A 14,490-nucleotide genomic window follows, 5' to 3' on the forward strand; every position below is an offset into this window, starting at 1 on the left:
TCCTATCGATGAAAAATTTTTAACGCTGTGCAGTACGCTCAGTGATGATCTTGGGGGTGATAAATACCAACATTTCCCGTTTGGCGGACTCCTTGGTTTTACTTTTGAAGAGATTGCCTACCACTGGCACATCACCAAAGAAAGGGATTTTGTTTTCTTGGTTGGTTTCTTCCATTTCAAAAATACCACCAATCACAACGGTGCCGCCATTTTCAATCAACACTTGGGTTTTGATGTGTTTGGTATCAATCGCTACGCCTTGCAGGGTGGTTTCACCACGGCTGTCCTTGTTCACGTCCAAGTCCAGAATGATATTTCCCTCAGGGGTAATTTGGGGCGTGACCTCCAGCTTCAAAACGGCCTTTTTGAACGCAATGGTGGTGGCACCATTGGGTGCCGTCACAGAATAGGGATATTCTGTACCCTGTTCAATCAGCGCCTTGACTTGGTCGGCAGTGATCAGGCGTGGGCTAGAAACGACCTTGCCTTGGCCATCGGCCTCCATGGCTGAGAGTTCCAAATTCAGATAACGATTGGCCGCAGAGTTAAAAATAGACAGCGCGAAATTGCCGAAACTGGCTGCGCTGGAGAGGCTGGCAGGCAGATTCACGAAAGAAGAGGAGGTATCTACATTGCCACCCGCACCACTGCTGGCCACTGCGTTGGCATAAGAAGAGCCAAAAGCCACACGGTTGTTGTTACCCAGACTATAGCCACCGTCGCCTCCTCGGTTGGCTCGCAGATCGGAGCCTCCCAAGCGCACCCCTAATGAACGGCCAAAAGTATCACGGGCCTCTACGATGCGGGCCTCAATCAATACTTGGCGCACTGCTACATCCAAGCTGGCGATCAGTTGACGTACTTCTTCCAGTTTACCGGGGGTATCTGAGACAAAAATCTGGTTGGTGCGTGGTTCAGAAATGGCGCTTCCGCGCTCAGACAAAAAGCGTGTGGAGCTGCCGCCACTACCACCACTGCTGGCCGATTTGGTGAGCTGGTCGACGATGGCATCGGCCTTGGCATAGTTGAGCTGGAATGCTTGTGTGCGCAATGGCTCTAATTTTTGAATCGCCAAGGCCGCTTCATAATCTTTTTTCGTGCGCTCATCAATTTCGTCTTTGGGCGCAATCCAGAGCACATTGCCAGTTTTGCGTTGGCCCAGTCCTTTGGCCTCCATGATGATTTGCAGAGCCTGATCCCAAGGCACGTCTTTCAGGCGCAAGGTCATGGAGCCATTGACCGTATCTGAGGTCACAATATTGATGTTGGTAAAGTCGGCAAAGACACCAAGCAGGGCACGTAAATCAATATTCTGAAAATTGAGTGACAGTTTCTCGTTGCTATAACCTGGGCCGGGAGAAAGTTTGCTCAGATCGACCTTTTTTTGCCGAACTTCTACCACGAATTGGTTGTCGCTTTGGTAAGCACTGTGCTCCCATTCGCCATTGGATTCGATGGTCATGCGCACACGGTCACCTTGCTGTGCGGCACTGATCAGTTGCACTGGGGTACCAAAATCGGCCACATCCAAGCGGCGGCGCAAACCTTCAGGCAAGGAGGAATGCAGAAAATCAATGCTCAGCCCCTTGCCTTGCTGTCGCAGATCCACCCCTACTTGGTTGTTGGGTAGTTTGATGATGATGCGGCCCGCGCCATCGGCACCACGGCGAAAATCCACATCCTTGATGGGCAGGGTGGTGGTGTTTTGGTCTTCGGCAAAGGTGGTTTTTTGGACTGCAGGTGCCACAGTGCCAGAGTTGGCCACAGGCTCCAGAATGAGCAACAGAGATTTGCCCTGCAATTCGGCGCGGTAGGAGGTGGCCTGCTTCAGGTTGAGTACTACCCGGGAGCGACCTTGGGCCTGCACCACGTTGGCGGATTTCAGGTTGCCCTGGTTGATATTGACCAGACTGCTGCCCAAAGCATTCAGGGTGTCTGGAAAATCCAGCGCAATACGCGCAGGCGATTGCGTAGCAAAACCATGTGGCAAGGCCGTTAGTGGCTCACTCAGGTCGATGCGCAACACTTCTGCACCTCCCAGAATCGAACCTGTCACGGCCTGAATGGTTCCTTGTGCCAGTGCCGCGGTCGAGACCAGCGCAGCGGCTGCAACAGCCACGGCACGCCGGAACGCTCCCATCATGGCCATGTTTTTCTGTTTCATTTCTTCGCTCCCTCTTGCAGTTCCAGCGATGCAGCACGCTCTACCCAGTCCCCAGTAGCATCCTGGACGATTTCCCGCAGTTGAATGGCCGTCTCTGTGATAGCGGTGATACGCCCGTAGTTTTGCCCCAGATAATGGCCCACCTGCACCTGGTACAAGAGGTTGTCTACCCGGAGCAATGCTGTAGGTTTGCCCAGCTTGTCCAAGCTGCCCACCATCGCCATGGTGTCTAATGGAAATGCTTCCAATGGTTCTTTGCGCCGTGCTAACTCGGGGGCAATAAGGCCCGCGTTGGCAGTCACTTGTGCCGATTCGCGTCGCAAAGCCTGTACCAGTTTGAGCTTGTCAAACGGCTCAATGCTGCTCTCGGCGGTGTAGGGCATTGGCTGAAATTGTTTTGGCTCGGACAGGGGGGTGACTTTGGGCTTGGTTTGGGCACGCTCTTGGGCCATCCAATCGCGCAATTCCTGTTCTCCGGACGATTCACATCCCAGCAGTGGCAAGGTGCAGCAGGCCAGTATCAGCATGCGCTTCATTTCTTCTTCCCTTCAGTCGCCTTGCGCTGGGCCTGTACTTCTTCAGAGTCCAGATAGCGGTAGGTGCGGGCTGTGGCATCCATGGTCAGGTTGGCACCGTCTTTAGGATTGGGGGCGATGACGATGTTGTCCATGGTCACAATGCGTGACAGGTGGGCTACATCTGCCGCAAATGAACCCATGTCATGGTATTTGCCGGTGACGCGCACGGCAATTGGCAATTCGGCATAGTAGTCACGGGCAACCACTTGACCCGGCCGGAACAGTTCAAATTGCAAACTACGACCCAAGCCTGCTTGGTTGATGTCTGAGAGCAACGCGGCCATTTCTGCCTTGCTGGGCAGTTGTTTTTCCAGTTGGATCACATACTGCTGAATTTGCTCACGTTGTTTCTTGAGGGCATCCAAACTGACAGCCTTGAGCAGCTTCTTTTGGTAGTCTTGGCGCAAGGTTTGCTCTTGTGCCTGTGCAGCCTCCAGCTCAGCCTCATAATCGACCAGCACGGCAAACCACAAGGCCACGGCAACGCCCACTGCAATAAAGACACACAACAGAGTACGCGGCAGGGGCGGCCACAGTGATGGGTCTTTGGTGTCTAGGTTGGTGAACTGGCGCTGCACATCCTGTTGCAGTGCTGCAAAGTCAATCTTGGGAATTTGCTTTTTGACCATGCTCTACTTTCCGGTCTGGGCGGTGCCTGTGCCTGTGCCTTGGCCTGTGGCGGTTTTCTCGACTTCACTGGCACGCATCAACTGGAAGTTCATCTTGAAGGCCGCAACACGGCGTTGGTCGCGGGCACCCAAGGCCACATTGCCAGAGACAATCTCCACCAGTTCGGGTTTGGCCAGCCAAGGGGTGTTGTTGCTCAGGTTGCGCAGCATTTCCGAAATACGCTCATTGGACTGCGCCATGCCTTGCATCGTGACAGTACGGCCCTCTTGCTTGAGGTTGGTCACGTACACGCCATCTGGCAGTTGCTTGACCAGTTCGGTCAGCAGATGCACTGGTAGATTGCGATCAGCCTGCAAATCTTCCACCGCCTTTTGTCGTGCGGTCAGGGCAGCAATTTCCTCTTCAATGGTGGCAATTTCTTTGATCTGGTTTTCCAGTACCTTGATTTCGCCTTGCAAAAAGTCGTTTTTGGTCTGTTGTTCACCGATTTGCATCTGGAACCACGAATAGATGCCGCCAGCAATCAACAACCCTACCAGGAACGATGCGAACATCGTGGCCTGGAACATTTCACGCCGGTGCTTGCGGGCGGCTTCCCGGTGGGGAAGCAAATTGATCAAGATCACTGCAAAAACCTCCGCATCGCCAATCCACAGGAGGTGAGATAAGACGGTGCCTCACGCGCCATTTTTTTCATGCGAACACCGCTGCCGATGTCCATGCCTTCAAAGGGATTGACCACACTGCACACAGCACCAGCATGTTGGGTAACTGCTTCGGTCAGGCCAGGCAGGGGGGCTGAACCGCCTGCCAGCATGATGTGGTCTACCCGATTGTGGGGGGTACTGGTAAAGAAGAACTGTAGTGCCCGGCCAATTTCTTGGGCCAGGGTTTCTACAAAAGGTTTGAGCACAGCAGAGGCGTAATCGTCGGGCAGATCACCATTGCGCTTTTTGCTTTCAGCTTCTTCGGGCGAGAAACCATATTGGCGCACGATGAGCTGGGTGAGTTGTGCGCCACCAAAAGCCTGATCTCGGTCGTAGAGCACTTCTTCGTTGCGGATCACCTGCATGCTGGTGGTCAGGGCACCCACCTCAAACAGGGCCACGACCGCATCTACGCCCTTGTTGGGCAAGGCTTCGATCAGGCGGCTGGCCGCCAAACGGGCGGCATAGGATTCGATGTCCACAATAACCGCCTTGAGTCCAGCGGCTTCGGCCAGCCCTTGGCGGTCTTGTACTTTTTCCCGGCGTGACGCAGCAATGAGCACGTCTACATCACCTGGGGAACTTTTATTCGGGCCAACCACACAAAAGTCTAAACTGACCTCGTCCAGCGAGAAGGGGATGTATTGGTTGGCTTCGGACTCAACCTGCACTTCCAGCTCTTGGTCGGTCAGGCCCGCAGGCAATGTGATCTTTTTGGTGATGACAGCCGAAGGCGGCAAGGCCAATGCCACCTGTTTGGTGCGGGTGCCGCTTTTTTTGACCAAGCGGCGTAGGGCCTCGGCGACTTCATCAAATTTTTCGATGTTGCCGTCGGTGATCCAGCCACGCTCTAGAGGCTCGATGGCGCACCGCTCCAGCACCAGCCCGCCGGCCTTGTTGTGCGCAAGCTCCACCAGCTTGGCACTGGAGGAACTGATGTCAATGCCGACCAGCGGGGCGGGCTGTTGACTGAACAAAGCTCCCACAGAAATCAAGATGGCTCCCCCTTATGCTGAAAAAATAGGCAACACGCTCGTCGTTTTGGATGGATGCTATCAGTAAGATAGTCCCGCAGCAAAGGCTTTTGCTGCCACGGTGCCGGGCGTTCGTTGCCAAAAGTAGACGCACTGACCGATGCCATTGCATCACTGGGCTCGTGCATCATCGCTAAAGCACAGGCTGTGCCAAGTGTGGATTTTCCACCAGCAAGCACGCATTTTTATAATGTGCATCCTTACCGATCCGGAGCGTTATGCCGCCCCCCGCCTTTCCCCCCGATAGTTCGCCTATTCCTCCAGAGGAAACTCCTTCGCCTCCAGCGCCTGTTTTACCCCAAAAGCGGCATTGGTTGCTGCGCCTGATTCTTTGGAGTCTGGGGTTGGTGGTCGCTGGTGTTCTGGCTGCCATACTGGTGGTGGGGGTCGCGCTGGCAATGGCTTACCCCAATTTGCCTGACATTTCAGACTTGGCTGATTACCGGCCCAAGCTGCCATTGCGGGTCTATTCGGCTGAGGGGGCGTTGTTGGGTGAGTTTGGTGAAGAGCGCCGCAATTTGACGCCAATCCAAGACATTCCAGAGGTGATGAAAAATGCGGTGTTGGCCATTGAAGACACCCGCTTTTTTGAACATAACGGGGTGGATTTCAAGGGGATTTTGCGTGCAGGTCTGGCCAATATTGGGCGGGTGAAAAGCCAAGGCGCATCTACCATCACCATGCAGGTGGCACGCAATGTTTACCTCTCATCCGAGAAAACATTCACCCGGAAGATTTACGAAATCTTACTGACCTTCAAGCTCGAACATTTGCTGACCAAAGATCAGATTCTGGAAATCTACATGAATCAGATTTTCTTGGGCAATCGGGCCTACGGTTTTGCGGCTGCCGCAGAGGTGTATTTTGGCAAGCCGCTCAAGCAGGTGTCGGTGGCCGAGGCGGCCATGCTGGCAGGGCTGCCCAAAGCACCATCAGCCTACAACCCGATCAGCAACCCTAAACGGGCGCGGGTGCGCCAGTTGCACATCATCGACCGGATGGAGGAAAACAATTTCATCACGTCTGAGCAGGCTGCACAGGCCCGCGAAGAGACGCTGCGTATTCGCAGCAGCTCGGATCAGACCCGCACCCATGCAGAGTATGTGGCTGAGATGGCACGTCAGCTCATTTTTGCGCAGTATGGCAATGAGGCCTATACCCGTGGGCTCAATGTGTACACCACACTGAATGCAGGTGACCAAGAGGCGGCCTATCAGGCATTGCGCCGTGGCATCATGGACTATGAGCGGCGCCAGCCTTACCGCGGGCCAGAAAAGTTTGTCACCCTGCCCAGTAATGCGCAGGCACTGGATGATGCGATTGATGAGGCGCTGGCTGATCATCCAGACAATGGCGATGTGTTATCGGCCATCGTGTTAGAGGTCAGCCCACGCAAGGTGGTGGCTGTGCGTGGCAATGGCGATGTGTTGGAGATCACTGGCGAGGGCTTGCGGCCTGTGCAGTCGGGCCTGAGCGACAAGGCACCACCCAATACCAAGTTGCGCCGCGGGGCCATCATCCGGGTGACCAAAACGGCTAAGAAGACTTGGGAGGCGACACAGCTGCCAGAAGTTGAGGGTGCCTTTGTGGCCTTAGACCCTCGCACGGGCGCTATCCGGGCGCTGGTGGGGGGGTTTGACTTTGATAAGAACAAGTTCAACCATGTGACCCAAGCATGGCGCCAGCCTGGGTCGAGTTTTAAGCCATTTATTTACTCTGCTTCGTTGGAGAAGGGGTTCACTCCGGCCACGATCATCAATGACAGCCCGTTGTTTTTTGATGCTGGTGTGACAGGGGGGCAGCCTTGGGAGCCAAAAAACTACGATGGCAAGTACGATGGGCCGATGACGATGCGTACGGGGTTGGCTAAGTCGAAGAATATGATTTCTATTCGTATTTTGCAGGCTGTAGGCACCAAGAATGCGCAGCAATGGGTCACCCGTTTTGGATTTGATGCTGAAAAACACCTGCCCTACCTGACGATGGCTTTGGGGGCTGGTTCGGTCACGCCCATGCAATTGGCAGTGGGGTATTCGGTGTTTGCCAACGGGGGCTACCGGGTCAATCCTTGGCTGATTGCCAAGGTCACAGACCACAAGGGGAAGGTGATTTCAGAAATACAGCCACCGGTGCTGGACAAGCAAGAGCGAGCCATTGATGCCCGCAATGCTTTTATTATGGACAGCCTGTTGCAGGAGGTGACCCGTTCAGGCACTGCGGCCAGAGCACAGGCCACACTGAAACGCCCTGATTTGTATGGCAAGACGGGCACCACCAATGATGCGATGGATGCTTGGTTTGCTGGGTTTCAGCCGACCTTGGCCGCTGTGACTTGGATTGGTTATGACACACCACGCAACTTGGGCAGCCGCGAAACTGGCGGCGGGCTGAGTTTGCCAGTCTGGATCTCATTCATGGCCCATGCCCTGAAAGATGTGCCCGTGATGGAGCCTACTGTACCCACAGGGGTGGTGCAAAGTGGTGGTGAGTGGTTCTACACCGAATATGCGCGTGGTGGCGGAGTGTCTAGCTTAGGAACAGAGGGGCGATCCACCACCACTGGCACCGGTGCTGCTACCGAGGCCGCCCCACAGCCACCCGCTGCTGAGGAGCGTAACCGGATCATGGATCTGTTCCGCAACTGAGGGTTATGCTGGGTGCAAATGGTTTCAAGCGCCTGCCGTGAAGCGCAATGCCAGCCCCGCTTGGGTGCTGGCATCAGCGTCTAGTCGGGCAAAAAACTCGCCACTGCCTTTGGTGCATTGCCACTGGCTGCCATCAAAACGGTAGTGATAGCCTCCAGAGCGGGTAGCCAACCAGATTTCATGCAGCGGCTTTTGCTGGTTGATAACAATTTGGCTGCGGTTGCGGAATGTGAGTGTGACCATGCCACCACTGCGTTGGCTGTCGATGTCTGCGTCGGTGGTGTCGTTGATACGGTCGCAGGATTGTTCGACGGCCAGTAACAATTTTTCAGCTTGGGCCAAGAATTCAAGGTCGGTCATACAATTTCACCATGTTGAAAGCGTTTCAAATTCTAGTCAGGCGCTTTGTCCTTGTTGCCAGCGTGGCAGCGGCATTGTCGGCTTGCGGTCAGCGTGGCCCACTGTATTTGCCATCGTCTGCGGCAGTGCCTGCCGTTACGCCGGCCCCAGCCACCCCAGTCCCTTCTTCTGTTGCTCCATGACGTCTACTGTATTGCCTGGTCATCCCCACATCGCCTATCGGGGCGCTGATTTGTTTGTTGAAGCAGTGCGTGTCACAGAACTGGCACAAACCCACGGTACGCCGTTGTTTGTCTATTCCAGCGCCGCCATGCAAGAGGCGCTGGCTGCCTACCAGCGCGGTTTTGCGGGGCGCAAAGTGCAGATTTGCTATGCCATGAAGGCCAATCCGTCATTGGCTATTGTGCAGTTCTTTGCCCGTCAGGGCTGTGGCTTTGATATTGTGTCGGGTGGGGAGTTGGAACGCGTATTGGCGGCAGGCGGCGATGCGGGCAAGGTGATTTTTTCGGGGGTGGGTAAAACCCGCGCCGAGATGCGCCAGGCATTGCAAGCCGGTATCCTCTGCTTTAATGTCGAGAGCGAAGCCGAGCTGGAGGTGCTCAGCGAGGTGGCGGTATCGATGGGTTTGCAAGCGCCAGTGAGTATCCGCGTCAATCCCAATGTGGACCCCAAGACCCATCCCTATATCTCCACGGGGCTCAAGGGTAACAAGTTTGGTGTTGCCCATGAGCGTACCTTGGTCACCTACCAGCGCGCTGCCAGTTTGCCAGGCATCCGTGTGGTGGGCATAGACTGTCACATTGGGTCGCAAATCACAGAAGCCACCCCCTATCTGGATGCCGCCGACCGAGTGCTGGATTTGATCGAGGCTATTGAGGCGGCTGGTATCCCGATTCACCATATCGATTTTGGTGGGGGCTTGGGTATCAACTACAACGGTGACACCCCCCCTGCCGCCGATGACTTGTGGGCGCAATTGCTGGCGAAGATGGATGCACGCGGCTTTGGCGACCGCCAGTTTTTGATTGAACCAGGCCGCTCGTTGGTGGGCAATGCCGGGCTGTGTGTGACCGAAGTGCTCTACCTGAAACCAGGCGAAGAAAAGAACTTCTGTATTGTGGATGCCGCTATGAATGATTTGCCGCGTCCAGCCATGTACCAAGCCTTCCACGGTATTGTGCCGTTGCACCAGCGCAGCGACGTGTTGGCGCAGGTCTACGATGTGGTGGGGCCGGTGTGTGAGAGCGGGGATTGGCTGGGGCGTGAGCGCAGCTTGGCAGTGCAGTCGGGCGACCGCTTGGCGGTGCTGTCGGCGGGAGCTTACTGCATGTCGATGGCCAGCAACTACAACACCCGGGGCCGTGCGGCTGAAGTGCTGGTCAGCGCCGAGACCGCCCAAGTGATTCGTCCACGCGAGTCGGCTGCTGAGAGCTTCCGTAACGAGCGCCTGCTTTCCCTCTGAGTGCCGGTCTGGGCGGCAACTGTCGGCCCGGCCTGGTCTTTCGATCCACCCGATGCGGCAGTTTTATGCCGCTCCCGATATGCCCATTGAACTTTACCGCGACAAAAACCATGCCTGTTACATGTTCACCGATTTGGTGGAAGAAGATGGGCAGGCTGTGCAGGCCAACCAATTCCTGATTGTGGATGACGATACTGGCGCCATCATTGATCCAGGAGGCAATTTGGCCTACAACGAGCTGTATATGGGGATGCTCAAGCATTTCCCGCCGCAAAAGCTCTCGTATGTGCTGGCCTCGCATGCTGATCCTGACATCATTGCAGCATTGGATCGCTGGCTCTCCAGCACCAAGGCATTGTTGGTCATTTCGCGTATCTGGGAACGTTTTGTGCCCCATTTCACCAAGGCGGGCAAGACCGAAAACCGGGTCATCAGCGTGGCTGATGTTGGTGGTCGTTTGCCATTGGGGCGCCATGAAATCTGGATGATTCCGGCCCACTTTATGCACTCGGAAGGCAACTTCCAGTTTTATGACCCGGTCAGTCGCATTTTGTTCACGGGCGATCTGGGGGTGTCGATGATGGATGGCGCCCAAGCGGCCCGCCCCGTGACCAACTTCAAGAGCCACCTGCCGCTGATGGAGGGCTTTCACCGCCGCTACATGGTGTCTAACAAGATTTTGCGCCTGTGGGTAAACATGGTGCGCCAGCTCGACATTGCCATGATCGTGCCACAGCATGGTGCCCCGCTGATGGGACAGCAGGCGATCAGCGAGTTTTTGGCTTGGATTGAGAATCTGGCTTGCGGTATTGACCTGTTTGATGAGCGGTCTTACCAAGTGCCCACCGCAATCATCGACCCGGTGGTGCGCCCGCCTCTGCCGATTCTGCAAGCTTTGCGCGCGCCCTGATCAGAAGGCACCGGGGTAGGCACCGCCATCTAGCAGTAGGTTTTGTCCGTTCAGGTAGCCAGCATGCTGGCTGCAAACAAACGCACAAAAAGCACCAAACTCAGCGGGGGTGCCAAAACGGCCTGCTGGAATGCTCTGCAACATCGTGGTGCGCACGGTTTGCAGACTCTGCCCGGTTTTGGCTGCGCTGCCATGGAGCGTGGCTTCGAGCCGGTCTGTAGAGAACTTGCCAGGCAGCAAGTTGTTGATGGTCACGCCCCGTCCGGCCAGTTCAGGGCTGCGTGCCAACCCAGCCACAAAGCCTGTCAGACCGCTACGAGCGCCATTAGACAAACCCAAGATGTCGATGGGTGCTTTGACGGCGCTGGATGTGATGTTGATGATGCGACCAAAACCCCGAGCGGCCATGCCATCGACGGTGGCCTTGATCAACTCGATGGGGGTGAGCATGTTGGCCTCTACGGCAGCCAACCAAGCCTCGCGTCCCCAATCACGAAAATCTCCGGTGGGTGGCCCCCCCGCATTGGTGACCAGAATGTCAAAGGCGGCACCAGGGCCATGGGGCGCGTGGAGCACGGCCTCACGTCCTTGTGCGGTGGTGATGTCTGCGGCGGCGGTGAGCACTAGCGGAAAGTGGCTGGTTTGCCCTCGCAGACGGGCGCTTTGTTCTGCCTCGGTGGTCAGCAGTGCTGCGGCCTGTGCCAGTGCTTGTGGTTGTCGGGCGTTGATGACTACATTCACGCCTTCTCGCACCAAGGCCTGTGCACAGCCTAGTCCCAGCCCCTTGCTGGCACCACAGACCAGTGCCCATTTGCCTGCAATTCCTAAATCCATGACTTACTCCTTTGGCTACAGCCAGCGCAGGGGCTGACCATGAAGAAACGAAAACCCTCCAGGCTGACCATCAACCAGCAGGGGGGCGGGGTGTTTGTGTGAAGACGAAAATGCCCACAAGCACCAAGGCAGTCCCGCCCAACACAGTCCATGTCAGTGGCTCATCCAGCAGCCATGCACCCATCAATATGGTAGACATAGGCCCGACCATGCCCATTTGCGCTGCCGCTCCGGCACCAATGCGTTCGATGGCCAACATGACCAGTAGAACAGGTGCCGCGGTGCAGAGTGTGGCATTGAGCACTGATAGCCACAGGACTTCGGGGGCTACTGCTGCCGCTGACCACGGGCGCAACAGCACGAACTGCAACAGGCAAAGAATGCACGCCACGGAGGTTGCCAATCCTACCAACCGCAAGGCACCTAGGCGCTGCACCATCTGGCCGCTATAAACCAGATACAACGCATAACTGATGGCACTACCCAACACCAGCACAGCACCCCAGACGGCTTGGGTGCCCTGCCCTTGCAGTTCGGTTCCAAACACCAAGACAACACCACCATAACTGATCGCCATGCCCAGTGCTTGTCCCCAGCGTATGCCGCGACCATACAGCAACCAGCCCAGCATGAGCACAATAGTGGGGTTGAGATAGAGAATGAGCCGCTCTAGGCTGGCACTGACGTAGGCCAACCCGGCAAAATCCAGAAAACTGGCCAGATAGTAACCCGACACCCCTAGGCCCAAAACGCCTAACCAGTCTTTGCGTGTTAAGGGCGGCTTGCCCCGACTGGCCCACCACGCCATAGCGGCAAAAATAGGCAGTGCAAACAGCATCCGATACATGATGAGTGTGACGGCATCTACACCGTGCCTATAGGCCAGCTTGACGATGATGGCTTTGCCACTGAAGGCCATTGCACCCAACACGGCAAAGGTCAAACCTGTGGCTCTGTGGCGCTGGGCTGTATGTGCGGGTGTAGCGTTGGTGGAAGGCACAAGGATAGACAAAAAAGAGGCCACAGGGCGGCCAGTAACAGCAACGGCGCCCAAAGGCGCCGTGGTGGAACGGTTAATACCGTGGGGTTGGGTGGGGCCGATCAGTCATCCACAAAGGCTTCTTCGCGTTTGTTCTTGACGGCAGGCAACAGCACGATGATCAGCAGCAGCAAGGCAGCAGCCAGCAAGCAGGCCGACAGAGGCCGTGTCACAAAAACGCTCCAATCCCCGCGCGATAACAGCAAGGTGCGGCGCAGGTTTTCTTCCATCATTGGGCCGAGAATGAAGCCCAACAGCAGTGGTGCAGGCTCGGTACCTAGTTTGTGGAACAGGTAGCCAATAAAACCAAAGCCCCCCACCATCCAGATGTCCCAAGTGTTGTTGTTGGTGGAGTAAACACCCACCGCACAGAACAGCACGATAGAGGGAAACAACCAACGGTAGGGCACTGTCAGTAGTTTGATCCAAAGACCAATCAGCGGCAGATTCAGAATGACCAGCATAGCGTTGCCGATCCACATCGAAGCAATCAAGCCCCAGAACAACTCGGGGTTGCTGGTCATGACCTGCGGGCCGGGTTGGATGTTGTGGATGGTCATGGCACCCACCATCAGGGCCATCACTGCATTGGGTGGGATACCCAGCGTGAGCAGCGGAATGAAAGAGGTTTGCGAACCCGCATTGTTGGCCGCTTCAGGCGAGGCCACGCCCCGGATGTTGCCTTGGCCAAATGGAACTTCGCCAGCGTGCAGGCGGGTTTTCTTTTCAATAGTGTAGGCCGCAAAAGCTGCCAACAAGGCACCACCACCGGGCAAGATGCCCAGTGCCGAACCCAAGGCAGTGCCGCGCAGCACGGCAGGGGTCATGCGCTTGAAGTCTTCTTTGGTGGGGAACAGACCTTCTACCTTGGCAGTGAACACCTCGCGGTCTTCAGAGGGGCGTGACAAGTTGGCAATGATTTCGCCATAACCAAACACCCCCATTGCAATGGCAACAAAGCCAATACCGTCGGTCAGTTCTGGAATGTCAAAGGAGAAGCGGGCGACACCCGAGTTGACATCGGTGCCGACCAGACCAAGCAACAGGCCCAAGACGATCATGGCGACGGCTTTGAGTAGCGAGCCGGAAGCCAGCACCACAGCGCCAATCAGACCCAACACCATCAACGCAAAGTATTCAGCAGGGCCAAATTTGAAGGCTACTTCTGTCAGTGGAGGGGCAAAGGCCGCCAAGATCAGCGTACCCACCGAACCAGCAAAGAACGAACCCAAACCCGCAGCCGCCAGTGCCGGCCCCGCCCGGCCCTTGCGGGCCATCTGGTAGCCATCGATCACGGTGACGACTGAGGAGGATTCGCCCGGCAGATTGACCAAGATGGCAGTGGTAGAGCCACCGTACTGCGCACCGTAGTAGATACCGGCCAGCATGATCAGTGCCGCTACTGGGGGCAGGGCATAGGTTGCGGGCAACAGCATGGCGATAGTAGCCACTGGGCCAATGCCGGGCAGCACGCCAATCAGGGTGCCCAACAGGCAACCAATAAAACAGTAGATGAGGTTTTGAAATGTAAAGGCGACGCCAAAGCCCATCGCCAGGTTGTCAAGCAATTCCATGAGCGGTACTCCCGATTAGCCAACGATAAAGCTAGGCCAGACTGGGAACTGCAACTTCAGCGCCCAGACGAAAGCCACATAACTGCCTACCGCCAAAACAGTAGCCAATACAAAAACGCCCTTGGCATTGAACTCCGTGCCCGCCAAGCTGGCAATGAAAGTCAGCGCATAGATGGCCACAATCAAACCCATGGCAGGAATGCCCAGACCGGGCAAGCCCGCCAGCAAGATACCAAACACCACATTGGCGCCCAGAATGAAGAACAGTGGCTTCCAGGCCCATTTGCCGATTTTGTCGCCGTCTACGGTTTCAATCACGGTGGCCTTGAACGCAATCACTGTGCCGATGAAGGCCAGCAGGATGCCCAGCACCAGCGGAAAGTAGCCTGGGCCCATGCGGGCACCTGAACCAATGCTGTATTCAGTGGCACCCCAAGCAAAGGCAATACCGACGCCCATGAACATGAGGCCGGAAAAAAAGTCTTTTTGACTTTTGATTTTCATGAACGTGTCTCCCAGACGGAATAACCAGCGGGCGATTGTCCAATCAATC

At 55.9% G+C, this 14,490-nt stretch carries 14 protein-coding genes; 4 read left to right on the top strand and 10 right to left on the bottom strand.

Features of this window, described 5'->3' with window-relative positions:
- Window positions 1–19: 19 nt before the first annotated feature.
- Genes pilQ through ACFO6X_RS01960 form a run of 5 tightly spaced genes read right to left on the bottom strand, consistent with a single transcriptional unit; the run spans window position 20 to window position 5,074 of the window.
- On the bottom strand, window positions 20–2,164 hold the full coding sequence (gene pilQ / locus ACFO6X_RS01940) for a type IV pilus secretin PilQ (RefSeq protein WP_382429502.1): 2,145 nt from the start codon (window positions 2,162–2,164) through the stop codon (window positions 20–22).
- The gene (locus ACFO6X_RS01945) at window positions 2,161–2,700 is read right to left on the bottom strand and encodes a pilus assembly protein PilP (RefSeq protein WP_382429504.1); all 540 of its coding nucleotides are present in this window, start codon (window positions 2,698–2,700) and stop codon (window positions 2,161–2,163) included. Before ACFO6X_RS01945 ends, pilQ begins: the two co-directional genes overlap by 4 nt.
- Window positions 2,697–3,371, bottom strand: a complete 675-nt coding sequence (locus ACFO6X_RS01950; protein WP_382429506.1) for a type IV pilus inner membrane component PilO — start codon at window positions 3,369–3,371, stop codon at window positions 2,697–2,699. The genes ACFO6X_RS01945 and ACFO6X_RS01950 overlap by 4 nt, the downstream gene beginning before the upstream one ends.
- A 3-nt stretch (window positions 3,372–3,374) precedes the next feature.
- Window positions 3,375–3,998 (bottom strand): PilN domain-containing protein, encoded by a 624-nt coding sequence (locus tag ACFO6X_RS01955; RefSeq protein ID WP_382429508.1) that lies wholly within the window; start codon window positions 3,996–3,998, stop codon window positions 3,375–3,377.
- Window positions 3,995–5,074, bottom strand: a complete 1,080-nt coding sequence (locus ACFO6X_RS01960; RefSeq protein ID WP_382429510.1) for a pilus assembly protein PilM — start codon at window positions 5,072–5,074, stop codon at window positions 3,995–3,997. The genes ACFO6X_RS01955 and ACFO6X_RS01960 overlap by 4 nt, the downstream gene beginning before the upstream one ends.
- A gap of 257 nt (window positions 5,075–5,331) precedes the next feature.
- On the opposite strand from ACFO6X_RS01960, the gene ACFO6X_RS01965 reads away from it, so the two are divergent.
- Window positions 5,332–7,758: a PBP1A family penicillin-binding protein gene (locus ACFO6X_RS01965; RefSeq protein WP_382429512.1), complete on the top strand. Its 2,427-nt coding sequence runs from the start codon at window positions 5,332–5,334 to the stop codon at window positions 7,756–7,758.
- Window positions 7,759–7,782: 24 nt separating this feature from the next.
- On the opposite strand, the gene cyaY is transcribed toward ACFO6X_RS01965, so the two are convergent.
- Window positions 7,783–8,118 (bottom strand): iron donor protein CyaY, encoded by a 336-nt coding sequence (gene cyaY / locus ACFO6X_RS01970; protein ID WP_382429514.1) that lies wholly within the window; start codon window positions 8,116–8,118, stop codon window positions 7,783–7,785.
- Between the two features lie 11 nt (window positions 8,119–8,129).
- On the opposite strand from cyaY, the gene lptM reads away from it, so the two are divergent.
- From lptM to ACFO6X_RS01985, 3 genes are all read left to right on the top strand, one after another.
- Window positions 8,130–8,300: an LPS translocon maturation chaperone LptM gene (lptM, locus tag ACFO6X_RS01975; RefSeq protein ID WP_382429516.1), complete on the top strand. Its 171-nt coding sequence runs from the start codon at window positions 8,130–8,132 to the stop codon at window positions 8,298–8,300.
- Window positions 8,297–9,580, top strand: coding sequence for a diaminopimelate decarboxylase (lysA, locus tag ACFO6X_RS01980; protein ID WP_382429518.1), 1,284 nt, complete (start codon window positions 8,297–8,299; stop codon window positions 9,578–9,580). The genes lptM and lysA overlap by 4 nt, the downstream gene beginning before the upstream one ends.
- A gap of 79 nt (window positions 9,581–9,659) precedes the next feature.
- Window positions 9,660–10,490: an oxygen-binding di-iron domain-containing protein gene (locus ACFO6X_RS01985; protein ID WP_382429520.1), complete on the top strand. Its 831-nt coding sequence runs from the start codon at window positions 9,660–9,662 to the stop codon at window positions 10,488–10,490.
- Here ACFO6X_RS01985 and ACFO6X_RS01990 read toward each other — a convergent pair whose 3' ends face one another.
- The 4 genes from ACFO6X_RS01990 to ACFO6X_RS02005 all read right to left on the bottom strand — a co-directional run bounded on the left by ACFO6X_RS01990 (window position 10,491) and on the right by ACFO6X_RS02005 (window position 14,441).
- Window positions 10,491–11,324, bottom strand: coding sequence for an SDR family oxidoreductase (locus ACFO6X_RS01990; protein WP_382429522.1), 834 nt, complete (start codon window positions 11,322–11,324; stop codon window positions 10,491–10,493).
- A 70-nt stretch (window positions 11,325–11,394) separates the two neighbouring features.
- Complete coding sequence (locus tag ACFO6X_RS01995) at window positions 11,395–12,336, bottom strand: DMT family transporter (RefSeq protein ID WP_382429524.1); 942 nt, start codon at window positions 12,334–12,336, stop codon at window positions 11,395–11,397.
- 89 nt (window positions 12,337–12,425) lie between these two features.
- The gene (locus ACFO6X_RS02000) at window positions 12,426–13,937 is read right to left on the bottom strand and encodes a tripartite tricarboxylate transporter permease (protein ID WP_382429526.1); all 1,512 of its coding nucleotides are present in this window, start codon (window positions 13,935–13,937) and stop codon (window positions 12,426–12,428) included.
- A 15-nt stretch (window positions 13,938–13,952) separates the two neighbouring features.
- Window positions 13,953–14,441 carry a tripartite tricarboxylate transporter TctB family protein gene (locus ACFO6X_RS02005; protein ID WP_382429528.1) on the bottom strand — a complete coding sequence of 163 codons (489 nt, stop codon included), beginning with the start codon at window positions 14,439–14,441 and terminating at the stop codon, window positions 13,953–13,955.
- Window positions 14,442–14,490 lie beyond the last annotated feature (49 nt).

The organism is Giesbergeria sinuosa, from assembly GCF_042652905.1.
Lineage (GTDB): Bacteria > Pseudomonadota > Gammaproteobacteria > Burkholderiales > Burkholderiaceae_C > Simplicispira > Simplicispira sinuosa.